Source organism: Wolbachia endosymbiont (group A) of Andrena fulva (assembly GCF_964026815.1).
GTDB lineage: Bacteria > Pseudomonadota > Alphaproteobacteria > Rickettsiales > Anaplasmataceae > Wolbachia > Wolbachia pipientis.
The window spans coordinates 19,715-44,363 of the sequence record NZ_OZ034701.1 but is presented as its reverse complement, the minus strand read 5'-3'; the positions used below and the strand labels follow the sequence as shown (position 1 = coordinate 44,363).

The 24,649-nt window shown below is 34.8% G+C and carries 22 protein-coding genes and 4 pseudogenes; 15 read left to right on the top strand and 11 right to left on the bottom strand.

Annotated features, from left to right (window positions below):
* Positions 1-79: 79 nt before the first annotated feature.
* The 5 genes and pseudogenes from AAGD84_RS00215 to AAGD84_RS00195 all read right to left on the bottom strand — a co-directional run bounded on the left by AAGD84_RS00215 (position 80) and on the right by AAGD84_RS00195 (position 6,970).
* A complete protein-coding gene (locus tag AAGD84_RS00215; protein WP_341818020.1) occupies positions 80-1,627 on the bottom strand; it encodes a UDP-N-acetylmuramoyl-L-alanyl-D-glutamate--2,6-diaminopimelate ligase in 1,548 nt (515 codons plus the stop codon).
* Positions 1,602-2,835, bottom strand: a pseudogene (gene metC / locus AAGD84_RS00210) (cystathionine beta-lyase). The gene AAGD84_RS00215 and the pseudogene metC overlap by 26 nt, the downstream one beginning before the upstream one ends.
* Positions 2,836-2,842: 7 nt before the next feature.
* Complete coding sequence (locus tag AAGD84_RS00205) at positions 2,843-3,127, bottom strand: BolA family protein (protein WP_077188332.1); 285 nt, start codon at positions 3,125-3,127, stop codon at positions 2,843-2,845.
* 70 nt (positions 3,128-3,197) lie between these two features.
* Entirely contained in the window at positions 3,198-5,120 is a 1,923-nt protein-coding gene (gene dnaK / locus AAGD84_RS00200) for a molecular chaperone DnaK (protein WP_012673300.1), read from the bottom strand.
* Positions 5,121-5,206: 86 nt separating this feature from the next.
* Complete coding sequence (locus AAGD84_RS00195; RefSeq protein ID WP_341818019.1) at positions 5,207-6,970, bottom strand: Rne/Rng family ribonuclease; 1,764 nt, start codon at positions 6,968-6,970, stop codon at positions 5,207-5,209.
* A 149-nt stretch (positions 6,971-7,119) separates the two neighbouring features.
* On the opposite strand from AAGD84_RS00195, the gene rpmG reads away from it, so the two are divergent.
* From rpmG to AAGD84_RS00170, 5 genes are all read left to right on the top strand, one after another.
* The gene (rpmG, locus tag AAGD84_RS00190) at positions 7,120-7,320 is read left to right on the top strand and encodes a 50S ribosomal protein L33 (RefSeq protein WP_010082633.1); all 201 of its coding nucleotides are present in this window, start codon (positions 7,120-7,122) and stop codon (positions 7,318-7,320) included.
* A gap of 25 nt (positions 7,321-7,345) precedes the next feature.
* Positions 7,346-7,621 carry a helix-turn-helix domain-containing protein gene (locus AAGD84_RS00185; RefSeq protein ID WP_010082632.1) on the top strand — a complete coding sequence of 92 codons (276 nt, stop codon included), beginning with the start codon at positions 7,346-7,348 and terminating at the stop codon, positions 7,619-7,621.
* Positions 7,622-7,928: 307 nt separating this feature from the next.
* Positions 7,929-8,258, top strand: a complete 330-nt coding sequence (locus tag AAGD84_RS00180) for a transposase (RefSeq protein WP_007548762.1) — start codon at positions 7,929-7,931, stop codon at positions 8,256-8,258.
* Complete coding sequence (locus AAGD84_RS00175) at positions 8,242-8,442, top strand: hypothetical protein (protein WP_010082383.1); 201 nt, start codon at positions 8,242-8,244, stop codon at positions 8,440-8,442. Before AAGD84_RS00180 ends, AAGD84_RS00175 begins: the two co-directional genes overlap by 17 nt.
* 19 nt (positions 8,443-8,461) lie before the next feature.
* Positions 8,462-8,869: a transposase gene (locus AAGD84_RS00170; RefSeq protein WP_007548764.1), complete on the top strand. Its 408-nt coding sequence runs from the start codon at positions 8,462-8,464 to the stop codon at positions 8,867-8,869.
* A 225-nt stretch (positions 8,870-9,094) separates the two neighbouring features.
* Here AAGD84_RS00170 and AAGD84_RS00165 read toward each other — a convergent pair whose 3' ends face one another.
* Positions 9,095-9,976 (bottom strand): zinc ABC transporter substrate-binding protein, encoded by an 882-nt coding sequence (locus AAGD84_RS00165; RefSeq protein WP_341818018.1) that lies wholly within the window; start codon positions 9,974-9,976, stop codon positions 9,095-9,097.
* Between AAGD84_RS00165 and AAGD84_RS00160 the strand changes: the two genes are divergently transcribed.
* Together AAGD84_RS00160 and ubiB are read left to right on the top strand one after the other, a co-directional pair.
* Positions 9,968-10,708: a metal ABC transporter ATP-binding protein gene (locus AAGD84_RS00160; RefSeq protein WP_012673304.1), complete on the top strand. Its 741-nt coding sequence runs from the start codon at positions 9,968-9,970 to the stop codon at positions 10,706-10,708. The genes AAGD84_RS00165 and AAGD84_RS00160 overlap by 9 nt on opposite strands.
* Positions 10,705-12,135 (top strand): 2-polyprenylphenol 6-hydroxylase, encoded by a 1,431-nt coding sequence (gene ubiB / locus AAGD84_RS00155; protein WP_264723141.1) that lies wholly within the window; start codon positions 10,705-10,707, stop codon positions 12,133-12,135. Before AAGD84_RS00160 ends, ubiB begins: the two co-directional genes overlap by 4 nt.
* A 416-nt stretch (positions 12,136-12,551) precedes the next feature.
* Here ubiB and AAGD84_RS07475 read toward each other — a convergent pair whose 3' ends face one another.
* The 4 genes and pseudogenes from AAGD84_RS07475 to AAGD84_RS00140 all read right to left on the bottom strand — a co-directional run.
* On the bottom strand, positions 12,552-12,863 hold the full coding sequence (locus tag AAGD84_RS07475; RefSeq protein WP_022626381.1) for a transposase: 312 nt from the start codon (positions 12,861-12,863) through the stop codon (positions 12,552-12,554).
* A 183-nt stretch (positions 12,864-13,046) separates the two neighbouring features.
* A complete protein-coding gene (locus AAGD84_RS00150; RefSeq protein ID WP_264338055.1) occupies positions 13,047-13,394 on the bottom strand; it encodes a transposase in 348 nt (115 codons plus the stop codon).
* A 177-nt stretch (positions 13,395-13,571) separates the two neighbouring features.
* Positions 13,572-15,185, bottom strand: coding sequence for a hypothetical protein (locus AAGD84_RS00145; RefSeq protein ID WP_010962938.1), 1,614 nt, complete (start codon positions 15,183-15,185; stop codon positions 13,572-13,574).
* A 157-nt stretch (positions 15,186-15,342) separates the two neighbouring features.
* Positions 15,343-15,750, bottom strand: a pseudogene (locus tag AAGD84_RS00140) (IS4 family transposase); the annotation flags it as partial.
* Between the two features lie 216 nt (positions 15,751-15,966).
* Between AAGD84_RS00140 and AAGD84_RS00135 the strand changes: the two are divergent.
* Complete coding sequence (locus tag AAGD84_RS00135; protein ID WP_209472550.1) at positions 15,967-16,914, top strand: IS110 family transposase; 948 nt, start codon at positions 15,967-15,969, stop codon at positions 16,912-16,914.
* 480 nt (positions 16,915-17,394) lie between these two features.
* Here the strand turns inward: AAGD84_RS00135 and AAGD84_RS00130 are convergent.
* Positions 17,395-17,523 (bottom strand): annotated as a pseudogene (locus tag AAGD84_RS00130) (DnaJ domain-containing protein); the annotation flags it as partial.
* Positions 17,524-18,147: 624 nt separating this feature from the next.
* On the opposite strand from AAGD84_RS00130, the gene recA reads away from it, so the two are divergent.
* The 7 genes and pseudogenes from recA (at position 18,148) to AAGD84_RS00095 (ending at position 24,648) form a co-directional block, all read left to right on the top strand.
* The gene (gene recA / locus AAGD84_RS00125) at positions 18,148-19,215 is read left to right on the top strand and encodes a recombinase RecA (protein ID WP_010963008.1); all 1,068 of its coding nucleotides are present in this window, start codon (positions 18,148-18,150) and stop codon (positions 19,213-19,215) included.
* Between the two features lie 187 nt (positions 19,216-19,402).
* Positions 19,403-20,095: a phosphatidylserine decarboxylase gene (locus AAGD84_RS00120; RefSeq protein ID WP_007548750.1), complete on the top strand. Its 693-nt coding sequence runs from the start codon at positions 19,403-19,405 to the stop codon at positions 20,093-20,095.
* Positions 20,092-20,862: a CDP-alcohol phosphatidyltransferase family protein gene (locus tag AAGD84_RS00115; RefSeq protein WP_015589351.1), complete on the top strand. Its 771-nt coding sequence runs from the start codon at positions 20,092-20,094 to the stop codon at positions 20,860-20,862. Before AAGD84_RS00120 ends, AAGD84_RS00115 begins: the two co-directional genes overlap by 4 nt.
* Positions 20,863-20,884: 22 nt before the next feature.
* A pseudogene (locus AAGD84_RS00110) lies at positions 20,885-21,109 on the top strand (hypothetical protein); the annotation flags it as partial.
* A gap of 62 nt (positions 21,110-21,171) precedes the next feature.
* Positions 21,172-22,031 (top strand): IS630 family transposase gene (locus AAGD84_RS00105; protein WP_264705388.1). Its coding sequence is split into 2 segments (ribosomal slippage): positions 21,172-21,496 and positions 21,496-22,031, totalling 861 coding nucleotides; the frame shifts between segments, so codons are not numbered across the junction.
* Between the two features lie 15 nt (positions 22,032-22,046).
* Positions 22,047-23,180, top strand: coding sequence for an alanine/glycine:cation symporter family protein (locus AAGD84_RS00100; protein ID WP_341818017.1), 1,134 nt, complete (start codon positions 22,047-22,049; stop codon positions 23,178-23,180).
* Between the two features lies 1 nt (position 23,181).
* Complete coding sequence (locus AAGD84_RS00095; RefSeq protein ID WP_155969383.1) at positions 23,182-24,648, top strand: alanine/glycine:cation symporter family protein; 1,467 nt, start codon at positions 23,182-23,184, stop codon at positions 24,646-24,648.
* Position 24,649 lies beyond the last annotated feature (1 nt).

Sequence of the window (24,649 nt, the reverse complement as noted above, 5' to 3'; positions counted from 1 at the left end):
ATCCCAGTGTCAAGCACTGGGATGACATCACTTTTGCTTCAATATTCGCACATTAGCGGAGGTAAGCCCATTGCGAAAATCAGTATGTTAAGGCATGATTTTTAATAACCTCAACATCGCTAAATTCAAAAGTTTGGTTGCCTATAATTTGAAATTTCTCATTTCCCTTTCCTGCAACTAGCAGAATCATACCCTCGTTATAGGCAATATCTACGCCTTTCTCTATAGCTTCTCTCCTACCTCCTATCTCCAGTGCATCAGGGCAATGTAGCAAAATATCATGGCGAATTTTTGCCGGATCTTCATCACGCGAATTATCATCTGTAATTATTACTTTATCTGCATACATTTGTGCTATTTTGCCCATTTCTGAACGTTTCGTCTGATCGCGATTTCCACCGCATCCAAAAACTAGAATTATTTTTTTGTTGATATGCCATTTTAAAGACAATAGGGCTTGTTTAAGCGCACTTGGAGTATGAGCGTAATCCACGAATGCAAAAGGTTTCACTTTCTCCATTCTTCCTGACGGGAAAATGAGTTTATCCACACATATTTCTCTGTAATTTAATCCAGATATACCAATTGCACATAGCAGATTATATGCTTGAAATTTTCCTAAAACTGGGAAAAATGTATTGTAAATTTGGTTATCAACTTTTACTGTAAGATGTTGACCATTAGGGGTTGGTGTTTGCTCTAATAAAGTAATATCAGAGCCTGTTTTTCCATAGGTGATAATTTTATTGCTGCGTTTTTCAGCTATTTTAAGCAATGCGCAGTATTCATCTATATCCGCATTTAAAATCGCTGTTTTTCCTTCTGGTAATACCTCGTAAAATAACCTTTTTTTAGTTTCTAAATATTCACCAAGATTTTTATGGTAATCTAAATGATCTTGCGAGAAATTAGTAAAAGCTGCAGCACTCAACTTTAATCCATGGATTCTGTATTGATCAATCCCATGACTTGATGATTCCAACACTAAGTGTTCTACACTTATACCACGCAATGTTGCGTAAAGGTCTTCTGCACCTGGAGTGGTAAGGCTGTTGCTATTACCTTTTCTGCCATTATTGATGCATGTTCCAAGTGTTCCAATAGACGCAGCATTGTAGCCAGAGTTTTGCCAGATCTGGCGACAAAATTCTACTACTGAAGTTTTACCATTTGTACCAGTTACAGCCGCAACATATTTGGGCTGTTTGAATTGATAAAACCTGCTGACTATTTCGCTGTATATTTCTTGAGGGTTTGGGTGTTCAAGCACTGCAAAGCTCGAAGTATCTGTCATTCCAGTGCGTGACACTGGAATCCAGTTTCTATTATACAATTGCCTAGTGTGCTCATTTGCAATTAAATTTTCTCGATCCAAGTAGTCAAGCACTGGGATGACATCTTTCTTGGCCCCTTGTATCACAACGTCTACACAGTTGTGTACGTAACACTGTGATTCAGTAGGAAGGATATGGATTCCAGTATCGCATGTTGCGTATTCTTTACTCCTTTCTGACACACAAACAAAAAGATAACCTTCCTTGACTCTCTTGGGATTACATGTAACGCCCTTGATTTCAATATCAAAGTTAACATCAATAATGTTATGCAGTAATTCTCTCAGTTTCATCTGCCAGCTTTGATATTCAAACATGGCAGTCTTGCTAGTGCAGCATTTAAATCAGAGATCAAATCCTCAGAATCTTCTAGTCCACAAAATATCCGCATGAAACTTCCACCATAATCTGAATTCATTACAGATCTTGACATAGATCTACGATCTATTGGTAATATCAAACTGTCGCACCCTCCCCAAGAAGCACCAATACTAAAAATTTTCATATGATCAACCATGCAGCTTAGTTCTTCACATGAATATTCTCTATCCAGTATTATACTGAATACGCTACTTGCTCCTTTGAAGTAACTTTTCCATAATTCGTGTTGAGGATGGGAGGGAAGTGCTGGGTACAAAACTTTTTTGATTTTTAAATGTTTTTCTAGCCACTTTGCCACTTCCATTGCTGTATTTTGGTGCCTTTTTATACGTGTGTGCAGTGTTCTTAGTCCCCTATGTGCAAGGTAGCAGTCGTGCGATTGAATGGTTACCCCATAATTTTTATGGCTCTCATAAAGCAATTTAAAAGTTTCACCTTCAGCAACCATAGCTCCCATCACTAAATCTGAGTGACCGGCTAGATACTTTGTCACCGCATATAGTGCAACATCAACTCCATAATCAAGCGGCTTAAATAACAAAGGAGTGGCCCATGAATTGTCACAAACGGTCACAATTTTATGTTCCTTAGCAACTTTTACTATATGCTCTATATTCGAAATCTCAAACGTTACAGAACCAGGAGTCTCGATCATTATCAATGAAGTATTACTCTGAATTAAATCAGTTATATCCTGTGTTGGATCATAAAAAGTTACTTCTGTTCCTCTTTTTGGTAGCTCATTTTCTGCAAACCTCCTAAGCCTATAATAACTATTATCTTGAATTAAAACGTGCGAGCCTGCTTTAGCGAAAGTTAGAATAGCAAAAGTAAGTGCAAATAGTCCGGAAGGATAAATAAGCGCTTGTCCACTCCCTTCAATTTCAGCCAGTGCATTTGAAAGATAATGAACAGTAGGAGTACCAACATTACTGTAGCTATAATCCCTTGCAACACCATCGTTGATTACATCGTATATACTTTCTCCATTTGCTGCATTTAAGTAGTCCTTGTAAGTAGGGAATAATATGGTAGAAGAATGATAAACTGGCGGGTTCATGGAACCTTTATAGTCATTAAATTTTCTTCCTGCTTTAACTAATATAGACTCTTCCTTCACATTTTTATTATTTATTTTTTAAATTGTACTCATCTTGCGTATACAAGTGAAGAGAAATTGCATGTATTAGCTCTATCTCACCCTTCAATAACTCATAAATCAACTTGTGTCTTTTTAGAACGCTCATTCCAATAAAGCCGTCAGATATTAATATTAATTTAATGTGCGAAGGTAATGTTGAAGATGAAGCAAAATAATGATCAGCATGCTTTGCTGATTCATCGATAATGTTGATATCAATTACATCTATCGAATCGCGTATCTTTTCTTCTATTGTTTTAATAATATCCATAATGGTTTCTTTAAGCAACAATATGCTCCTCTTGTCATCCTAGTATCAGCTACTTGGATGACAATCGCAATTACTTATTCTCTTCTTTATTATCTATGTCTTGATAATCAGAATCTACTACTTTTTCCTCTTTATCATTTGGATTTCCTTCTGATGAAAAGCCATTTTCAGCACTATTTTGTTGAGATGCTTGATACATAGCTTCTCCAAGTTTCATAGATAATTGAGAAAGATTAGTGACTTTCTGCTGTATTGAATCAGCGTCATCAATGTTATCAGATTTACTAACTTCTTTTAATTCGTTAACTGCATTTTCAATAGCAGATCTATCTTCTGGTGAAACTTTATCACCATACTCTGTCAGAGACTTTTCTGTAGAATGGACTAAGCTATCCGCTTGATTCTTCACTTCAATAAACTTTTTGCGCTTTTCATCTTCTTGCGCTTTTTCTTCAGCTTCTTTTACCATGCGATTTATTTCATCATCAGATAAACCACCTGAAGATTGAATGCGTATTTTTTGCTCTTTTCCAGTAGCTTTATCTTTTGCAGAAACGTGTGCTATTCCATTTGCATCTATATCAAATGTCACTTCAATTTGTGGCCTTCCGCGCGGAGCAGGAGGTATCCCTTCCAAACTAAACTGACCGAGTAGCTTATTATCAACTGCCAGTTTTCTTTCACCCTGATGCACCTTAATTGTAACAGCTGTTTGGTTATCTTCTGCAGTTGAAAACACCTGAGATTTTTTAGTAGGAATTGTAGTATTACGCTCAATAAGTGGAGTGAATACTCCTCCTAGAGTTTCAATACCAAGAGAAAGTGGGGTCACATCAAGTAGTAACACATCTCTTACATCACCTTGAATGATCCCCGCCTGTATTGCAGCTCCAATTGCTACAACTTCATCAGGGTTAACTCCTCTATGTGGATCTTTGCCAAAGAATTCTTTAACTTTCTCTATGACTTTTGGCATACGAGTCATGCCACCAACAAGAACCACTTCGCCAATTTGACTAGCAGATAAACCAGCATCCTCAAGAGCTTTTTTACAAGGAGCCATAGTTCTTTCGATTAAATCATTCACTAAGCTTTCAAGTTTTGCTCTCGTTAATTTCATATTTAAGTGTTTTGGACCACTTGCATCAGCTGTAATAAACGGTAGATTTATTTCCGTTTCCATTGCACTTGATAATTCAATTTTCGCTTTTTCAGCAGCTTCTTTGATTCTTTGCATAGCCATTGGATCATTTTTCAAATCAATGCCATTACTTTTCTTGAATTCATCTAGTAAATAACTCACTACTCCATTATCAAAGTCTTCACCTCCAAGATGGGTATCACCGTTTGTTGCTTTCACTTCGAAAACTCCATCACCTATTTCAAGTATTGAAACGTCAAATGTACCACCACCAAGGTCATATACTACTATTGTGTGCCCATGTTTCTTATCAAGACCATAAGCAAGTGCTGCAGCAGTCGGTTCATTTACTATTCTGAGTACATTTAATCCGGCAATTTTTCCTGCATCTTTTGTTGCTTGACGTTGAGAGTCGTTGAAGTATGCTGGCACTGTTATCACAGCATCTTTTACTTCCTCTCCAAGATAAGCTTCTGCTGCCTCTTTCATGTTTTGTAGTATAAATGCACCAATTTGACTAGGAGAATATTCTTTATTATCAGTTGTTTTAACCCATGCATCACCACTTTTTGCTGCAAATACTTTGTATGGTACACTTAGATTTTTCATCTCAGGATCACTATATTGACGGCCTATTAATCTCTTAGTAGCAAAAAAGGTATTACTTGCATTGGTGGTTGCTTGCCTTTTTGCTGGAGCACCAATCAACCTTTCTCCTGAAGAAGTTAATGCAACTATAGATGGAGTAGTTCTTGCCCCTTCTTTATTTTCTATTACCTTTGTATCCTTGCCCTGCATTATTGCAACACAAGAATTTGTTGTTCCGAGATCTATGCCTATTGCTCTTCCCATAATGAGTACCCCATTGTAAATATTATCTGATATAAGAATATATAAGTATAGGGCTCATTAATTACAAGCCCAATTTAGGTTTCTAATTAGTTATTAGAACTTAAAAGGCGCGAAAGCCACTTAGTCAGCCAAAAATTGCCTCGTAGTTTATTTGAATTATCAGCTTCTTCATTGCTGCTATCCCCAATTTGGTATCCAGAGTTCTGTAATGGCTTATAACCGTTTAAATTAACATCATCTCCTTGTTTTAAAACAAATGTATTTACATCTAAACTGTTATCAATACTAACGTTCAATGTAATATTAAACTCTTTTTCGATTGTAGAAACTGTATTGCGTTTGTTATTAAAAATGTGCGCTATAACTGCACTGTGTGCTACTAAATCAAAAGACTTATTTCGATTCTTGTTAGCAATATGTTGTAAATCCCTTAGTATTGATGAAACAATTACTTCGTTTGATTTTACTCTTCCAGTACCTTTGCAGTGTAAACACTCTGTAGTATTAATTTCTTGTATGTTTGGTTTAATTCTTTGTCTTGAAAATACCATTAAACCAAAGTCATTTATGTAGCTAAATTGAACTTTAGCTTTATCATCTTTAAACGCTTGCTTTATAGCAGACTCAACAGCTCTGCAATACTGATATTTCAACATATCAATAAAATCGACTACTATTAATCCTGATAGGCCCCTAAGATTCACCTGTCTTGATATTTCAGGTACTGCTTCCATGTTGGTTCTATAAGCTGTTTCTTCTATGCTATCTTCTCCTGTCATCTTTCCTGAATTTACGTCTATTGAAACAAACGCCTCAGTTAAAGTTATTATCAAAGACCCACCAGATGGCAATTCTACTCTATTGCTATATAACTCAGAAATTTGATCTTCGATTCCGTAGTAAGTAAAGATCGGAGCATAACCTCTATACAATCTATAGCGCAACTTACTACCTTTTAGTGCATTGTTAGCATATTGCCTAACTGCCTCAAAAGCTTCCTTTCCAGACACTATAACTTCTATACCATCGCTACAAAAATCACGAACAGATCTCATAATTACATCTGCTTCATTGTAAATTAATGATGGAACGTTTACAGAGAAGGCATTTTTTTGAATGCTCTGCCATAATGAGGATAAGTAATTGTAATCCTGCTCAATTTCTTTCTTATTTTTTCCTGAACCAACAGTTCTTACTATTAAACCTGATCTTTTTGGCAAGTTTATTGAACTCAGTATCTCCTTTAACTGCTTTCTGACATTAGCATCTTCAATTCTGCGGGACACTCCACCTTTGCTCATGGAATTTGGCATGAAAACACAGTATCTACCCACTAAAGTTATGTATGTTGTAAATGAAGCTCCTTTATTGCCTCGTTCCTCTTTAGTTAGCTGGACCAATACTTTTTGATTTACTGAAATAACATCTTGTAATTTGTATTTTTTATATAAAGGTACCTCTCTTACAAGACCACTACCTGATCCGTTGACATTCTTACTAGCTGCAGAATCTGAAGAAACATTTGCTGAGGCTTCTTCTATACAATCGTCATTTGAGTAGCCCTCAAAGATAGTTTCCTTTTCTTTTTCTGGAATGTTGAAGTAATCTAGAGATATCTCGGAAAAAGACAAAAAACCTTGCTTATTTTTCCCATATTCAATAAATACGGCTTGCAAAGAAGGCTCTATACGCTTTATATAAGCAACGTATATATTACCTCTTAATTGTTTTTTTTCCTTGAATTCTTGTTCAAATTCTACAACCTTGTTATTAATTGACAAGGCAACTCTTACCTCATTAGAACAGATAGAATTTTCTATCAATAATACCCTTTTACCACTATTTGTCACTTATTTACCGTTTGCTTTTTATTCTGAAGTTAACTTTATGCTACTTAATGCACTGTTGATTGTCAAGGATTTTGCAATCTGCATTATTCGATTGACTTTTAGTATTTTGCGTAATAAACTCGCATAGAATTTATTATATCATTATAAGTATGGCGAAAAAAAATGCTTCTTTGCTCGTTAAGTTAGTCAGCACTGCAATCAAGATAACAAAAACTGGTGAAGAAAAATCAACTGGCTATTTTTATGTAAAAAAGCGTAATCCAAAAAAGCTCACCAAAAAACTGGAGTTTAGGAAGTATGACCCAGTAGTCAGAAGGCATGTGTTATTTAAAGAAGAAAAACTAAAGTAATTTTTTTATAAGGAACTTTATTATTATGCAAAATTTACAATTAAGTTATCCTATAATAGTAGAGTTGGGGGATGTGAAAGATACAAAACTGAAATTAATAAAGGTCATTGCACAATTAATAAGTAAGAAGTACACAACACAGAAAAAAGCAGCAAACGCTCTAAAGATTGATCAACCTAAAGTATCTCAAATCAATAGGTCAAAAATCGAAGGGTTCTCCTTAGAATACTTGCTTAACTTATTGATTGTATTGGGCCAAGACATAAACGTAAGAATAAAGCATAATTCTAAACCTGCATAATATGGTATCCGTTCAGCGGAGTGGCAAAATAAGGTAGACAAGATAAATCAATCTCGGTGTCAAGCACTGGGATGACAAGGTATAAACCTTATCGTCATGCCGCCGCGAACCGTCATACTGCGATTCATTCGCGGTATCTCTAGATCCCGCTAACAAGTAGCGGGATGACGGTTATCAGGCCAGCACCCCTACGATGTCATCCCAGTGCTTGACACTGGGATGGCTTTGTTGCATAGCAACTGAAAAAATCTGGTGGCTACTGACAAAATTCATTATAAAATAGCCATTTAACCTTGAAAGAAAAAATATGCCACAAAAAATGAGGGTCAGTAACCATAGCGAATATAACAAATTTCTAGAAAAAAGAGGAAATATTTTTCATTATATCAACGAAGCCATAGAAAAGTGGTACGAGAATGGTCCAAAAATACCAGGTGGCAACAATATTTATAGCGATAAAGTTGTAATTTTGGTGCACATAATAACTTGTTTATTTAGAATAGGCCTGAGGCAAACAGTTGGGTTTATAGCAGGATACCTTGAGCAAATTGGGAAAAATTTGCAAGTTATCAGCTATTCACAATCATCAAGAAGGTTTAAGAAACTCAATATTAAGATCAATGATTGCAGAAAATAATATGGAAGATATCGAAATTGCTATAGACAGTACAGGAATTAGTATATACAACAACACTCCTGGTCATAGCAAAGAAAATAGCGAAGATAGAAAGTATCGCAGCTATGAACAGACAAGAAAATTGCATGTAATGTTGAATACAAACAGCAAAAAAGCCATAGCTGTAAAATACAGTAACGGCTGATCACTATGGAGCTTGTGATTTGCTAAAAGAAGTCGATTTTCAGTATGTCATAAAAGTACTATATGCAGATAGGGCATATGACAGAGAAAAGCTCTATAAGCTGTGTAATCAATATGGTATAAAAACGAAAATTCCTCCGAAAAACAACGCAGCAGAGCATCCAAAGTTAGACTATATGGCTGAGAGAAATTCTGCAGTCAAGCTCATAAAGTCATATGATGAAGATGGTATAAAGAAGTGGAAAAAAGAGATGAGTTATGGAAAAAGATCTTATATAGAAAGTTTTTTCTCGCGACTGAAACAAACATTCGGGTTTAGTTTTAGGAATAAATCTGAGACAAATAGAGAGAAGGAACTACTTGTTAAATGCTATTTGCTCAATAAGTTCACTGATATTGGTATGGCTAAATTTGAGATAGCTTCATAAATTTATTGTGCGTTACCTACTATCCGAAGAGCGATGCAACAAAGCCCACTGTGATCCAGGAAGTTTATTAAGTTAGTAAGCATAAAAGCAGCCATTTTATGTTAAAATACAACGTTTTGATGATTATGAAAAAGCTGGATTCCAGACTGGAATGACACCATTTGTTGTAAACTCACTTCTTCTTGATTTGTAGAACAATAAAACAGTAAGCTAAAAGGGAACTTATTACTCAACAAAACAAGACTTAAAATTTTGTGCAATGCTATTGATTATAGCTAGATATGCATCTTTTCCAGGCTCTATGTCTGATCCAATAGGATCAAGAACTACCATTTTTGCGTCATTAGAAAGGGCGTTAGGCTTTATGCTATCTTCCTGTGAATGAGCAAATATACATTTAACGTTTTCTTCCTTCATTATCTTTTTTAGCTTCATTAAACTCTTCATACCTATGTAAGAATCCTCTTCTATGGAAAGAATAGCGCTTGGATGATTTAGACCGAAATATTTTTCAAAATATTGATAAGCATCGTGAGTGACGATATATTTTTGATTTTTAAAATCATTCAGTTCTTTCATAATTTCTTTTACTTCTTGGTCTATTTTTTTTATAGCTTTTGTTGCATTAGAGTTGTATCGATGGGAATTTTCTTTATCTATGTTAGACAATGTTGCACTTACAGAAAGTATCATGCTCTTTGCATTTTCGGGACTCAGCCAAATGTGTAAATCTTTTTCATCTTTAATGTGAGTAATTTTTCTAGAAAATGAATGTGGCCGAGTAGGAAGTAGGTTGATTGCCTTTGACAATTGCACTAGTTCTTTATTATTTTTGGCGAAAGTTTGAACAAACGTCTCTAAGTTATCGTCAACATAAAATATAACGTCACTTGATTCTAAATTACTCGCATCAGATGGCTTTAATATATAATTATGTGCAGATGTTGCATAGCCAAGCAATTCCGGTTCTAAAATCCCTTCTGTAACAGAAGCTACAAGTGAGTGGATAGGTTTGATTGTAGCTACAACTTTTAAATTGGATGAAAAGGCGATATTATAGTATAGTGTAAATGAAAGTAATAGAAAAAAAGTCAGTAAATGTCTCATATAAACGTTGAGAAGAAGTTAAATTTTGTCAATAAATTGAATAATGTCAATAATCGTGTTCTAAAAATAGAAAATCTTGCTCTCGCATATGATGGTAAAAGAATCCTTGACAATATCAATATGTTCATGGAAAGAGGAGACATAATTACAATACTTGGTCCAAATGGTGGAGGTAAAACCTCTTTAGTGAAAGCAATTGCTGGCATAAATAAAAGCTGTACCGGTAATATCGTATTTGCTGACAACATAAAAATTGGCTATATGCCGCAAAATTTTAGTATTAGTAATTTGATGCCAATAACAGTTGAATATTTCCTTTTAAATAGCTCCTTGAAAAGACTAAAGAAAAATCAATCCATTATTACAGAAACGATAGAGTTGGTTGGTATCGGTAACATTTTGAAGAATCAAGTGTTAGAAATTTCTGCAGGGCAAACACAATTATTGCTACTTGCACGTTGTTTAATTGCAGAGCCTGACTTGATCATTCTAGATGAACCAGTTAGTGCAATGGATATTAACGCGCGGGCTAAATTTTATGATATTATAAATAAAATAGCAAAAAAACGATTGGTATCGATTCTTATGACTTCTCATGATCTTAACTCTGCTCTACCATCCTCAGATTACATAATTTGTATAAATAATACTATCTATTGCCAAGGCAAGCCTGATGAGATTATGAAAAATAGAACCCTAAATGAAATATTTAGCAGTTACGCAGCGAAATGATTCAAAATATTTTGCGTCTTCTGCACATAACTACGGTGCTGACACGTTACAATATATTACCTTATTTACTTCCACCATCAAAAAAATCAATAAATAAAATACAAGGCCACAAGCTAAAGTGTGCTCTTGAAAAATTAGGTCCGGTGTTCATTAAGTTTGGGCAGTCTATCTCATCACGTACTGATGTTTTAAATGAAGATATAACAAATAACTTGTTATTGATATGTGATAGATTGCCATCATTTTCACATAAAATAGCAGTTAAAACTATAGAAAGTGAGTTTAATTGTAAATTGAGCGACATTTTTTCAAGCTTTTCTGAAAAGCCAATTGCAGCAGCATCGATTTCTCAGGTGCATAGAGCGGTTACAACTGAGGGTAAAGAAGTTGCTGTGAAGGTTTTAAGGCCAAATATTGAGAAAACATTCTCAAGGGATATAAAGATGCTTTCTTGGCTTGCGGAAATTGCAGAAAAATTTAGCGAACAATCAAAAAGGCTGAAGCCGATTGAATTAGTCAAAACTTTTGCTGAAATTTGCCGATTAGAGTTAGATCTACGTTTTGAAGCTGCTTACTCTTCGGAACTAAAGGAAAACACAAAAAATGACAGAGGTTTTTACGTACCTGAAGTAGATTGGAATAGAACTTCGAAAAAGGTTTTAACATTAGAATGGATAGAAGCAACGCCAATATACGAAGTTGAAAAACTGAATAATCATAAGCAAATAGCTATCAATCTTATAGAATCGTTTTGTAATCAGGTATACAGGGATTGTTTTTTTCATGCTGATATGCATCCTGGAAATCTAATGGTTGATAGTAATAACAATATTATTGCTCTGGATTGTGGAATCATGGGTAGAATAGATCGTGAGACATGCTATTACGTTATAGAGATACTCAAAGGCTTTTTAAATCGGGATTATGATCACGTTGCAAAAATGCACTTTAAAGCTGGTTACGTTTCATCACAGCATAGAAATTTTGTCACAGCTTGCAGGGCAATAGGTGAACCCATTATTGGGCAGCCTATACAGAAGATTTCATTTGCTAGTTTACTTGCTCAGCTATTAAAAATAACTGGTGATTTTGATATGAAAGTTCAAACACAATTGTTATTGCTGCAGAAAACTATGATTTTACTGGAAGGGACATGTAGAAAGATCTACCCAGAAATCAATATGTGGAAAGTAGTTGAAGCGTGGATAAGCAGTCAACATGAAAGTAAAATAGGGTATAGGGAAAAAATTAGAAGTTCTTATCCTGTAAAAACAATCCAAGGGATATTTAGCCTTATAGAAAAATTAAACCTAATAGCTGATAAAAAATTAGAAAACATCCAAATTAAAAATAAATCAAATGGAAAAGTCTATTTTTTATTGTGGTTTGTAATTATAATTCTAATCGTCAAACTTTTAATTTCTTAAACTATGGGAAAAAACTGCGTCAAATCCAATTTTTATTCAACTTAATTTTTAATCTGCAGGAGCCGAGTTGAGAATGTCCAATTTTCCACTTTCTTTATGTATCTGTTCAGCAGAGTGGCAAAATAAGGTAGACGAGAAAAGACAACTATAGGAACAAATGGGTGTCATGCCAGTGCGTGACACTGGCCTCTTGTTTCAATGTTAAACAAAATACCATAGAATTCAAAAAGACAATTCCTAGAAAATTTCTACATCCAAAAAAGGCATAAGTTATGTTAATGCTGTTTGAATGAGATGATATAAAGATAAGCCAAATTTTTACAAAGAAAACATTTCAAGCAGCAAGACACCTTTGATTGAAAGAGAGCACCAAATTTATGGGGTGAGTAACTGCGCTATTTCAACTATAGTATTTTCTAAAACGAATGATAAACGTCTAAAATGGTATTACCAACTAAAAGGTGTAAGTCTGTACATTGATGCATTAGAGGTCTGAGGCAACTTTTGATGGTGTGCCAACAATGCTCTATCGGATTTAGATCAGGTGAATATGTTGGAAGATAAAGCAAATGACAGCCAAAAGACTCTATTAATGACTTTGTTTTGGGAGTTTTATGGAATGTAGCATTATCCATAACTATGGTTGTATCACGCTGTAATTGTGGAAGTAATCTTCGCTCTAACCATACATTAAATATATCTTTATTACACCCTCCTGTGAAGGTCATTGGTGCAATAAACTTCTCATCCACCTATTATACTCACTCTTTCCCGCTTTTTTCCTGGAACATCAGCATATATTTTTTCTCCTCTTGGAGCTCGTGCATATTCTCGGTATAGTCACTCCTGCTTCATCTATATATAAAATGCTACAGTGGTCTATTTTTGAGACTTTATCGATAAATTGCTGCCTATCTTCTTGATTGCGCTCTTGATAGAATGTGACTTTTTTTTAAGGTTATTTTTAGCTGTCTTAACCTATACCAAATTGCACTTATCCCAAAGCCAAGGTTTTGTTTCATTTCTGCTAGTGTGTGATCTGGGTGTTTTTTGACATATTCTTTGAGTATTTCTGGATCTATTTTTCGAATAAAACCAGTACTTTTTACCGCTTTGAGACCTTGGCCAGTAGCTTTCTTTTTTAGCCATCTATATAGTGTTGCTATCCCTATCTCAAAAACCTCTGCAACTTCAACCTTTGACTTTCCTTTTTCTACCAAAGACACTGCTTTTTCCCTTAAATCTACACTATATACCATCGCTTTCCCTACTTTAAAAAAACATATTATACCTTTATCATTCGCTTTTGAAAATACTATAGTTAGCGGAATGACGGTTTTTCAAATTGTCGGTAAATCTAAGTCAGTTTAGCTATAATTTCCTAAATTTGCTCACAATCTCTTGACTTGACACATATGTTTTTTTCCCAAATGTTACTATCTTCCTCCTTTTCCTTTCTCAATTTGTGCAACCATTTCCTTTACATTTGCATGCGTGAGAAGGGAATTTTTGCTGACATGAGATTTTGGATCAGATTTTGCTGTTACGTGTTTCGTTGCAGATCTTTTATTCTCTGTTAGAAATGAATGAGATTGTTTTTTCTTCACACCGATATCCGCTTGTGCTGCTGGAGTGGTTTTGCTTTCAGCAAGCTGTACATTAGCATTTCCTTTTGCTTGATTTTGCTCAAATTTTTCTTTTAATGCCTTTACTTTACTGCCCATCTCGCGATTAGCTCCTCCTTTCATAGTAGCTGCTGCTACTTTTGGTATCGCCTTACCAGCAGCTTTTTGTGCTGATTTCCTATTGTCTTGATTTTCAGATTTTAGTGGTACTCTTTCAGCTGATTTTTTAAGAATTACTCCTACTACTTTTGGCTCTGTGCTTACTTTTTGATTAGCACGGCTTAGATTTTTAGGCTTTGGCGGTACTGCAGGTTTATCTTTGATTACCACTTTCGATTCTTGTCTAACTTCTTGACCAGTAGTAAACATTTTTTTTGGCACTTGCGGTGGTTTTGGTGGTACGAGGGATTGAGGTTGTTGTTTCTGCTTACGTTCTCTTTTTGCTTCTATATGTTCTTTAGGAACTGTTGCATAAATTGGCTCTTCTTTGGGCGATTTTGAACTCTGCGAATTTTCTATTAAAATTTTACTCTTCTTCTCTTGATAATTTGATATCTCTTTGTATACAGACTCTTCATTTAATGAACTTCCATAGCCTGAATCTTCTCTCTGCTCATATAAAGGATTTTCCTTTTGCTTTTTCTCTTGATAATTTGATATGTCTTCATATTCAGACCCCTGATCTAATGAACTTTCATAGCCTGAATCCTCAGAAGGATTTTCCTTAGCATCAGGCATACTAAAACTATTAGCTCCTTTTAGTAAAGAAGATGTAGACTTTGCCTTGCTTTCTCCATCTGAGGATATTTCTGATTTAAAGCGTACCTTCCTCGAATCTGGAGCAGCCGGAGGTGCTGTTGTTGGTCGCTTTATTTGCCTCATGCGATTACCACCTAATTTTTCTTTCGGCTGTTCTTCTTTTCGCAGCTCAAAAGTACCTTCCTTTTGCTTTCTACCTTCCAAACTCACTTCGTGTGATCTATCTTTTCCTTGACTCTTTTCACTTTGTTCTAAATTTAAAGAATCTTTTAAAATATTATTTTTTCTGAAATCTTTTTCTAATTGTTCCAAGAGATCAATTTTTTTTAAAATTCTTGTATACTTAGCTGCTGTTTCTAAAGTGAAACTTGACAACTCATCATTTACAAAATTACTTATACTACTGTTCTTGGTTGGAAAATTTTTTCCCAAAATTCTATTCATTAATGTTTTAAAAAGACCTAATGGCTGTTCTACATAATTGTTCAAGTCAGTATATATAACAAACTCAGCTATACCTTTTGCCTCACCTGTAAAACCTTCTAATGCATGAGATAAATCCCTTAACGTTTTGTTATATTGTTTCTCTGCATTTCCTAGCTTTACAGCTTTGATCAGAGAATCGAGATTTTTTTTATAGTTCTCACTTTTAAATGGATTATTCATACTAATTACAGCTCATTATTTATTAAAATATAGATCTAAAATATTAAGATCTAGTAAATATTACTTTTGTAATTCATGTAGAACTATAGCTATAATAAGTAAGATTTCCCTACGTCATACCGCCGCGGTATCTCCAGATCCCCCTAACAACTTACTATTACCCACAAATATAAAGTTCGTGAGCAAGTCGCCATCCTTCTGCTAAATCAAAGAGACGTTTATATCCTTTCCAAAGAACATAAGGTCCTGGTTCTGGGTCATTTTTTCCTGCTAAATGGCCTCCAAGTTCATGAAACAGCTTCTTTTATGTTGGGAACTACACTTGGACATGGTTTTCTGTGTATTTTAACGTATAAAACTTTCCATTCTTCTTCAGCTAATAAGGTAGTACATGGTAATGTTGGGTTAGCTCTTGCAATTGATGTAATAAAGAAGATCCTCCAAGCAATAATACTCACAACTGTTAGATATCTCATTAGTCTTTCTGCTATTCCAAGCCTACATTCTTCAACTTTGAGACCGAATTTAAAATTTTATGTAATATCTCTATTTTCCATCTAAGGCAATTGTAAGTTAAAAACGTGATATAAAAGAGATAAGAGAGAAAGATAACCCTGCTCACTAGGAATAGCGGGCGTGCGCGACCGAAAGGAAATTGGTATTACAACCGTTGGTATCAAGGTACGCTAGCCCTATCTCTCGATACGTTTGAATAGTTGCTTGGGACATATATATGCACCCGTTTACAATCTTAAATTAACTAAAACTATCGAGGTTTATTATGGTTACATCTTATCAAAATTTTATTGGCATTGACATCGGAAAATTTAAAAATGTCGTTGCAATTCACAAACAGAAGAATGCTGTCGAATTTGATAATAATGCTTCTGGTTGGCAACAATTATTTCAAGAGTTTTCAGATATTCTACCTAATGCTTTAGTGACTTTAGAAAATACAGGGAAATATGAGCTTGGCTTATCACATTTTCTTACCGACAAAAATATTGCCGTGCATCGAGCTAATACTCGTAAAGTAAAAAGCTTTATTTTATCTCACGGAACTTTAGCAAAGTCTGATAGATCAGATGCAAGAGCTCTTGCTCAATATGGATTTGAACGCCATAGAACTATCTCTCTATTTGTACCTACCTCTACAGAACAATCAACTTTGGCTGCACTTTGTCAACGTCGTGATGATATTACGCAAATGAGAACTCAAGAAAAATGCAGACTTGAAGCACCGGAAAATGATCATATAAAAGAAAGCTGTCAAAAGACCATTGAGTTTTTCGATAGTCAAATAAACGAACTCAATGATACTATACAAAAGATTATTGATGAAAGCCGCGAATTACAACAACGCCAAAAAATTCTTAAAACAGTTCCTGGAATAGGTAAAAAGTTATCACAAGATTTTTTGTGTTTAATGCCAGAGCTTGGTTACTTAAATAGAAAAGAAGTAGCAAGTCTTGCCGGAGTTGCACCGCATCCAAAAGAAAGTGGTAAAGCTGTTGGTTACCGAAGGATTACAGGTGGTAGAAGTAACGTTCGTTCAAAGCTCTTTACAGCCGCTATGGCTGCTACAAGGTCAAAATCTATACTTGGCGCCTTTTATTCTAAGCTTGTTGAAAGTGGTAAGAAGAAGATGGTGGCTATAACAGCCCTAATGCGTAAAATTATAGTAATTGCTAATACAAGACTTAAAGAAGCAATTAATTTGCATACTTAAAAATCTTCACAACGGTAACTGAAATTGGCTAATGAATATGTGCGTCCACACAGACTTAAAGCACATATTCATTAGCTTAAGCAGAAATTGCTGTGGTAGCTGTTTGATATAAAATTCTATTTCTATGACAAACGGGTTTTTATTGCCCATATAATTTGCAAAATTACACAAATAAAAAAATTTTTAAAAAACATAGTTGATACCATTAATTATTAAAAATGCAATTGATGTGAAGGATACTAAAAGAACTCCTAAGAGATTTGAATAAGAAGAATATTTTACATAAGCAGTTACATTATTGTTAATTGACTGCTGCTTATTATAGAGTTTATTTCTGCACTTATCATCTAAGTATTTTTGCAATTCTTCATAACTGCGACTCCACAACTTACCGCGTAATTCTTTTATTAAATTATTTCTTTTATTGAGACCTTTCTCCAATGGCTCTATTATAAATTCTTCAAAAAATGGCTTATTTAATGCAATAACCTTAAATTTCTCCTCCGCTTCTTTATTGTTTGGGTTTTTATCTGAGTGATATTTTAACGATAATTTACGGTATTGTTGACTAAGCTTTTTCTTAATATTCTTAATGTCAGAATTTACCACATCCTCCTTTTGAATATTAAATGTTAAAAACAACTGCTTTAAAGCGTGGTACTCATTTTCATTCAAAACATTTCTAGCCACATTACACCTACAAATTAACTAACTATTAATGTTCTATAATATACATATTTCCAAACTATGTCAATTATTTCATAAATATCTTTGGTAAAAATTATTTCTGTTATGACTAGCATGATAAGTGTATGAAGCGACTAAAATTGTCATTACAGCGCTTAGTGTACGACAGTGCTCCAACATTTAGGGTTGCAGTTTTCATGGCAGATCTGAGTAGCTGACCCATCTAAGAGGTGTCATTCAAGTAGCTGACACTGGAATGGCTTTGTTGCATCGCACCTTATACGGTAGTAATTTACAATAAATTCATGTAGCCATTTCGAATTTAGTCATTTCAGTGTTGGCTACTTGGATGACACCACCTGCTATGCTGCAAATTGCAACGTTCGTACACTAAAGTATAGTGTGTTACTAACGAAGGCAAACAAATATCTGCTTTATGAAAACGTTAATATTTTTCATTGAAATAATACATAAATACTAGAAAAACCTTGGCAGGTTATTCGCGTTTGATTATCATAGAGAATTATATAAATTAATAAATGATCTATGGCAAGTAACCCAGAAGAAAGAAATAGTGATAAACAAAAAGCGCTAGATAACGCAATAAGCCAGATTGAAAAAGCATTCGGTAAAGGTGCAATAATGAAGTTGAAGCAAAACCCTGTAGAAAAAATAGACACAATATCCACAGGATCAATTGCGCTTGATTCGGCTCTAGGTGTTGGAGGTCTGCCAAAAGGGCGTATAATTGAAATATTTGGCCCCGAGAGTTCTGGTAAAACCACTCTTGCCTTGCACGTGATTGCTGAAGCACAAAAAAAAGGAGGATCATGCGCATTTATCGATGCAGAACATGCATTGGATGTCTTATATGCTCGTAAACTTGGGGTAAGCACTGATGATTTAGTGATTTCACAACCAGACACTGGAGAGCAGGCGTTGCATATTGTTGAGTATTTAGTGTGTTCTGGTGCGGTTGATGTGATAGTTATTGACTCTGTCGCAGCATTAACTCCAAGAGCTGAAATTGAAGGTGATATGGGTGATCAACATATGGGGCTGCAAGCAAGGCTTCTAAGTCATGGGCTACGGAAACTAACCTCTGCCGTTTCAAAAGCGAACTGTATATTGATATTTATTAATCAAATTCGTATGAAAATAGGAGTAGTGTATGGAAATCCTGAAACTACCACGGGTGGAAATGCATTAAAATTCTATACTTCTGTAAGGCTTGATATAAGAAAAGTTGGTGTAATAAAAGACAAAGAAAATATTACAGGTAATGAAACAAGAGTTAAAGTTGTAAAAAATAAAGTTGCTCCTCCATTTAGAGAAGCGAAATTTGATATAATGTACAATGAAGGTATATCAAAACTCGGAGAAATAATAGATATGGGAGCAAAGCTTGGTGTGCTTGAAAAAGCAGGCGCTTACTATTCATATAACAACACACGTCTTGGGCAAGGAAGAGAGAATGTAAAAACTTACCTAAAAACAAACAAAGAAGTCGCAAATGAAATAGAAACGAAAATCAGAGATTTACTCAGAAATCATGATAATTCTATCATAATAGACGAGGATAGTGAGCAACTTTTAGAAGAATCAGTTTTCTGATCTAAACTTAGGCATTAGATTTTGTGTTGGACGGGTTGTTACAGTATGACGGTAATTCTATGTGCTAATATAACAATCTGTAATGTTACCTTGTATCAAAAAGACTTTGCTGAAGCAGTTAAAAAAAGCTTTTCATGAGAAATTATAAATGATAAATTGTTAACAATAGGTTATTGTTAATAAGATTATGTGTTTTGGTTTACCTAATATAAACAGGGAAGGTTATTCATTTATAGTAGTTTCCTTTATAGTAACGTGTATAGCATTCTCTATATCTTGGGGGTTTGGCGTTACGTGCTTGTTTCCGACATTATTGTGTACTTATTTCTTTCGTGATCCAGCAAGAGCTGTGCCAAACAATAAGAATCTTATATTAAGTCCTGCTGATGGTGTGATTTCAAAAATTGAAGAAGTTAATTATCCTTTATCAGCAGAAAACGGAGAGGAGAAGAAGTTTACGCTTGTTAGCATATTTTTAAGTGTTTTGAACGTCCATGTGAACCGTATACCAATATCTGGTACGATAAAGGAAATGAGTTATAAAAAAGGCAAGTTTGTATCCGCAATGAGCAATAGGTCTAGTAATGAAAATGAAAAGCAGGTTATTGTAATTGAATACGAAAAGGGGAAAGAAATTATTGTGGAGCAAATAGCTGGATTAATTGCACGTCGTATCGTTTGTAATTTAGGAATATCCCAGAACGTAAAAGCAGGTGAAAGGTTTGGAATTATAAGGTTTGGCAGTAGAGTGAATATCTATGTTCCTGCTGATACAGAAGTCAGAGTTTCAGAAGGGCAAACTGTTATTGGTGGTGAAACAATTATAGCAAACTTAAATAAGGAAAACGTTCAAGAGAAGCTTACTTTTGACGTTATATGAATAACGATGGAAGTAACAGTAGATTCTTACCTATTACTAAATTATTCCCAAACTTTATAACTTTATTGGGTTTATGTTCTGGTCTCACTTCACTTAAATTTACATTTAATGAACAATGGGAATTCTCAGTAATTTTTATCATCATTGCAGCAATAATAGATGGAATGGATGGCAGAATAGCTAGAATTCTAAAATCAACTAGCGATTTTGGAGCCCAGCTTGATTCTTTTGCAGATTTTCTAAATTTTGGTGCAGCGCCTGCATTTCTTTTGTATTTTTGGAAGCTAAACGAAATCAAAGTCATAGGTTGGATTTTAGTAATGATATACGTAATCTGCATATCAATAAGACTTGCAAGATTTAATGTTTCGCTACACTCAGAACAACCATACTGGGAAAAATTTTTCTTTTCTGGTGTTCCAGCTCCAGTGTGTGCTTTACTTTCTTTGTTACCAATAATTATTACCTTTCAATCTCATGAGAGTGAATACTTACTTCTCATAGAGCGATTTTTTAACACAAGAAACGTAGCTTGTTACTTTCTGGCCATTTCATTTTTTTCGATAAGTCACATTCCAACTTTCTCTGCAAAATATATTTATATTCCCAAAAGCCTATCCTATATATTTGTGTCATTTTTTGGAGTACTTATTGTATTTTTCATCAGTAAGCCCTGGATGACTCTACCAATTTTAGGTATAGTGTATACACTTACTATTCCAATAAGCATCGGGTTTTACATATATTTTACATATAAAACTCGTTAGCTAACAAAAAATAGAAAACTGCATGATTTTGAAGATAAGTGAACTATTAAATTCATTTCTGTATATAAAGATATTCAACATTCCATTTATAATTATTTGGGTAATTGCAACTGGAATCTTTTGTACTGCCCAGTTCAAATTCATTAACTTTAGGTTACTTAAATATGGAATACAGACGCTATTCAATCTAAAGTGTAATAACAGCAACAATGGCATAATCACTCATATTCAAGCGTTTGCAACAGTATAGCTCTTTCCATAAAAGTCCGGATGTGATAGGATAAGGGTAGATGATGATAAGGAGGTTGAATGCCAGCAGCATATAGTTATGATTTAAGAAAAAAAGCAATGGAAGCGCTAGACGAAGGAGAAAGCAGAGAAACAGTGGCAGCAAGATTTAAGATTGGACGAACTACTTTATGGGAGTGGCAGCAAAGAAGAAAAGAAACAGGAGACTTTCAATCAAAAAAACTTGGAAATGGGGGTTACAATCACAAAATTACCGACTGGGATACCTTTGCCAAATTTGCCAGAGAACACGGAGGAAAGACTCTATCGGAAATGGCTAAACTTTGGAACAACGTTAGTATCCAAACGATCTATCGAGCCCTTAAAAAAATTGGATTTACGCGCAAAAAAAGACATATGGATACAAGGAAAGAAACGAAGAAAAACGTGCTGAATTTTTGAAAATTATAGCGACAAAAGAACCTAAAAACTTAGTGTATATAGATGAGTCTGGCATTGATAACACCGAAGACTACCCCTACGGATATTGCCAGAAAGGACAGCGGTTTTATGCCTTAAAATCTGGAAAGAAAACTCAACGAATCAGTATGGTTGCAGCCTTAAGTGGAAGAAAGATAGTTGTTCCGTTAACCTTTGAAGGCCACTGTAATATGGATGTTTTTAATGGATGGTTTGAGCAATTTTTGACACCGATCTTGGAACCTGGACAGACTGTCATTCTTGACAATGCTACTTTTCATAAGTCTGATAAGATTATCGAGCTTGCTAAAGGGGTTGGTGCAGAAATTTTGTATCTGCCGCCTTATTCTCCAGATTTCAACAAAATTGAGCATCATTGGTTTGCTATAAAAAACAGAGCCAGGAAAAACATTCCTCTATTCGAATCCTTTCGTCGTGCTGTTGATTCTGCCTTCCTATGACCTGTTCGGACTATTATGAGAAATGCTATAATTTCAGGAACAGTTGGTCTTGGAACAATATCAGGAGTTGCAATAGCTATCACAATAGGGGGCCCAAGTGCAGTTTTTTGGATGGTAATTACCGGAATACTTGGTATGTCGATAAAGTTTGCCGAGGTGGTGCTTGCATTTACTTATCGCTCTGAAAATACAACTGGCGGGGCTTTTTATTACATGAAGTACGGGCTTGCAAAAATTGGATTTGCAAAAACTGGTAGATTTCTTGCCTTCACTTATGCGATTATGCTACTTATTGCAATGATTTTGGGCGGTATACCATTTCAAGCAAATCAAATAGCAGCACTATCAAATAACCTCCTAGAATACAACGCATCCATTATTATATCCCTGCTTGTCTTTATTGTAATATTGGGAGGAATAAAGCGCATTGCTTTCGTTTCAACGAGCTTAACACCAATTATGATAGTGCTATATGTGGGTATGTGTATATATTTAATTTATGTAAACGGAAGTAATTTGCTGAATGCTCTATCCATAATATTCCAAGATATCTTCAATAAATCAGCTATAGGAAGCGGAGTATTGAGCGGATTAATAGCCGGAGTGAGAAGATCAGTGTTTGCTAACGAAGCAGGTACCGGAACAGCAGCTATAGCACATTCAGCTGTAAAAGAAGAAGATCCAATTAAAGTTGGGTGCGTTGCAATGATTGCACCACTTATAGACACAATATTAATCTCATTTTTGACTGGTATTGTGATAATTATCACTGGTATGCATAGCACTGATAACGTGGGTGATATTACACTAATTAGTTCGATATTTTCAACAGCTTTGCCCTTGTTCAGCAAGTTAGTTTTTCCGCTAATGATGTTTTCCTTTGCATTTTCCACAATAATAGCTTATTGTTACTACTGTGAAGTTGCTTTGCTGTATTTATTTGGTAGTAAAAAAATACTGATACCGTTCCAAATTCTTATAGTGGTTTCAGTGTATATCAGCTGTATGTCAAAGAATATAGAATTTATATCTTATCTAGGTGACAGTTTGTTTATGTGCCTTATGATTCCAAATGCTGTTGCAATATATCCACTAAGAAGGGAAGTTTTGAATACAATAGATTCTTATTACAATTCTAAAGGGTATTAACATGATTTATAGATTGCTTTGTATGGTGTTATTTTGCCTATTGTTTAATGATGTGTACGCTGCTTCAGGTTTTTACGAAAGTTATGACGCTGTGTTGAATGGAATAAATAACTTCATGAATGAAGTACTGTTTTTCAAGATCCTTTACGTGCCATTTATAATCCTTCTACTAGTTTTTGGTTATGTGTTTCTAACATTACGTTTTGGATTTCTCAACATAAGAATGTTTAAGCATGCGTTTGCTATTTTATGTGGAAAATATGACACGAATCACCATGATGGTCATATTACGCATTTTCAGGCATTTATGACTGCACTTTCAAGCACAGTAGGCCTTGGAACTGTTGCTGGAGTCGCAATTGCAGTTTCAATGGGTGGACCAGGAGCGGTGCCTTGGATGATGATTACAGGTTTTTTTGGTATGTCAGCAAAATTTGCTGAGGTAACGTTGGCGTTTAGACATAGAACAGAAGATCAGGACCAATTGTTTAGTGGTCCCTTTCAGTATATAAGGAATGGTCTGGAGGAATTTGGATTTAAAAAACTTGGTATTGTGCTGGCTGCCATGTATGCAGTATTCTTTGTATTATCAGGTCTTGGTGGAAGTGTAGCGTTTCAAACCAACCAAATGGTTTCAATATTATCTGGCTATTCAAGTTGGGTAGATGGTCACTCTTGGTTTCTTTCTTCCATAATTTCTGCGCTGCTTGCTCTAGTGATTATTGGCGGAATTAAAAGGATAGCTAGAGTATCTTCTGCACTAGTGCCTATTATGTCACTTATATATATCTTTAGTTGTATTATTATTATTGCATTTAATATTCATAACCTTGGTTATACGTTGAAAATATTATTTTCCACTATGATAGATTTCAATGCTGTTGGCGGAGGGATGGTAGGAGCATTTGTTGCTGGAATTCAAAGGGCAATCTTTGCCAGCGAAGCAGGTGTTGGTTCTGCTTCAATTACTCATGCAACAACTAAAGATGAAGAACCAGTAAGAACTGGACTAGTCGCTATGATAGAACCATGCTTTGACACAATGTTAATTTGCTGTTTAACAGGAATAACAATAGTAATAACAGGTGCATACCAAACAGGTGTTGGTGAGGGAATATTAATTACTCACAAAGCATTTGAGACAGTTTCTCCATGGTTTCCTATCCTTCTAACAGTAGCTGCTCCTTTGTTTGCATTTTCTTCAGTAATTTCGTTTGTATATTGTTGTGAAATGGGGTGGCTATATTTATTCGGTGCAAAAAGTATAGTGATATACCGCATAGCGGTAATAATTGTGGCGTTTTTCTCTGGTCTTTCTAAAGATATAATGGCTATTGCCAATATCGGTGGAACTTTATTCTCTTGTTTAGCTCTCATCAACATGACAGCGCTTATACTGTTTAGTAATCAGATTAACGATGAAGTTCAGTGCTACCTAAAAAGGCTGAGGAATAATAAAATTAATTAGG

What these genes read in the sequence shown, in the direction of transcription:
- AAGD84_RS00215 (WP_341818020.1), bottom strand. Translation starts at nt 1,627, where the DNA reads ATGAAACTGAGAGAATTACTGCATAACATTATTGATGTTAACTTTGAT.
- AAGD84_RS00120 (WP_007548750.1), top strand. Translation starts at nt 19,403, where the DNA reads ATGTGTTTTGGTTTACCTAATATAAACAGGGAAGGTTATTCATTTATA.
- AAGD84_RS07475 (WP_022626381.1), bottom strand. Translation starts at nt 12,863, where the DNA reads ATGACCTTCACAGGAGGGTGTAATAAAGATATATTTAATGTATGGTTA.
- AAGD84_RS00135 (WP_209472550.1), top strand. Translation starts at nt 15,967, where the DNA reads ATGGTTACATCTTATCAAAATTTTATTGGCATTGACATCGGAAAATTT.
- AAGD84_RS00095 (WP_155969383.1), top strand. Translation starts at nt 23,182, where the DNA reads ATGATTTATAGATTGCTTTGTATGGTGTTATTTTGCCTATTGTTTAAT.
- AAGD84_RS00185 (WP_010082632.1), top strand. Translation starts at nt 7,346, where the DNA reads ATGCAAAATTTACAATTAAGTTATCCTATAATAGTAGAGTTGGGGGAT.
- recA (WP_010963008.1), top strand. Translation starts at nt 18,148, where the DNA reads ATGGCAAGTAACCCAGAAGAAAGAAATAGTGATAAACAAAAAGCGCTA.
- dnaK (WP_012673300.1), bottom strand. Translation starts at nt 5,120, where the DNA reads ATGGGAAGAGCAATAGGCATAGATCTCGGAACAACAAATTCTTGTGTT.
- AAGD84_RS00165 (WP_341818018.1), bottom strand. Translation starts at nt 9,976, where the DNA reads ATGAGACATTTACTGACTTTTTTTCTATTACTTTCATTTACACTATAC.
- AAGD84_RS00180 (WP_007548762.1), top strand. Translation starts at nt 7,929, where the DNA reads ATGCCACAAAAAATGAGGGTCAGTAACCATAGCGAATATAACAAATTT.
- ubiB (WP_264723141.1), top strand. Translation starts at nt 10,705, where the DNA reads ATGATTCAAAATATTTTGCGTCTTCTGCACATAACTACGGTGCTGACA.
- AAGD84_RS00150 (WP_264338055.1), bottom strand. Translation starts at nt 13,394, where the DNA reads ATGGTATATAGTGTAGATTTAAGGGAAAAAGCAGTGTCTTTGGTAGAA.
- AAGD84_RS00115 (WP_015589351.1), top strand. Translation starts at nt 20,092, where the DNA reads ATGAATAACGATGGAAGTAACAGTAGATTCTTACCTATTACTAAATTA.
- AAGD84_RS00100 (WP_341818017.1), top strand. Translation starts at nt 22,047, where the DNA reads ATGAGAAATGCTATAATTTCAGGAACAGTTGGTCTTGGAACAATATCA.
- AAGD84_RS00160 (WP_012673304.1), top strand. Translation starts at nt 9,968, where the DNA reads ATGTCTCATATAAACGTTGAGAAGAAGTTAAATTTTGTCAATAAATTG.
- AAGD84_RS00205 (WP_077188332.1), bottom strand. Translation starts at nt 3,127, where the DNA reads ATGGATATTATTAAAACAATAGAAGAAAAGATACGCGATTCGATAGAT.
- rpmG (WP_010082633.1), top strand. Translation starts at nt 7,120, where the DNA reads ATGGCGAAAAAAAATGCTTCTTTGCTCGTTAAGTTAGTCAGCACTGCA.
- AAGD84_RS00145 (WP_010962938.1), bottom strand. Translation starts at nt 15,185, where the DNA reads ATGAATAATCCATTTAAAAGTGAGAACTATAAAAAAAATCTCGATTCT.
- AAGD84_RS00175 (WP_010082383.1), top strand. Translation starts at nt 8,242, where the DNA reads ATGATTGCAGAAAATAATATGGAAGATATCGAAATTGCTATAGACAGT.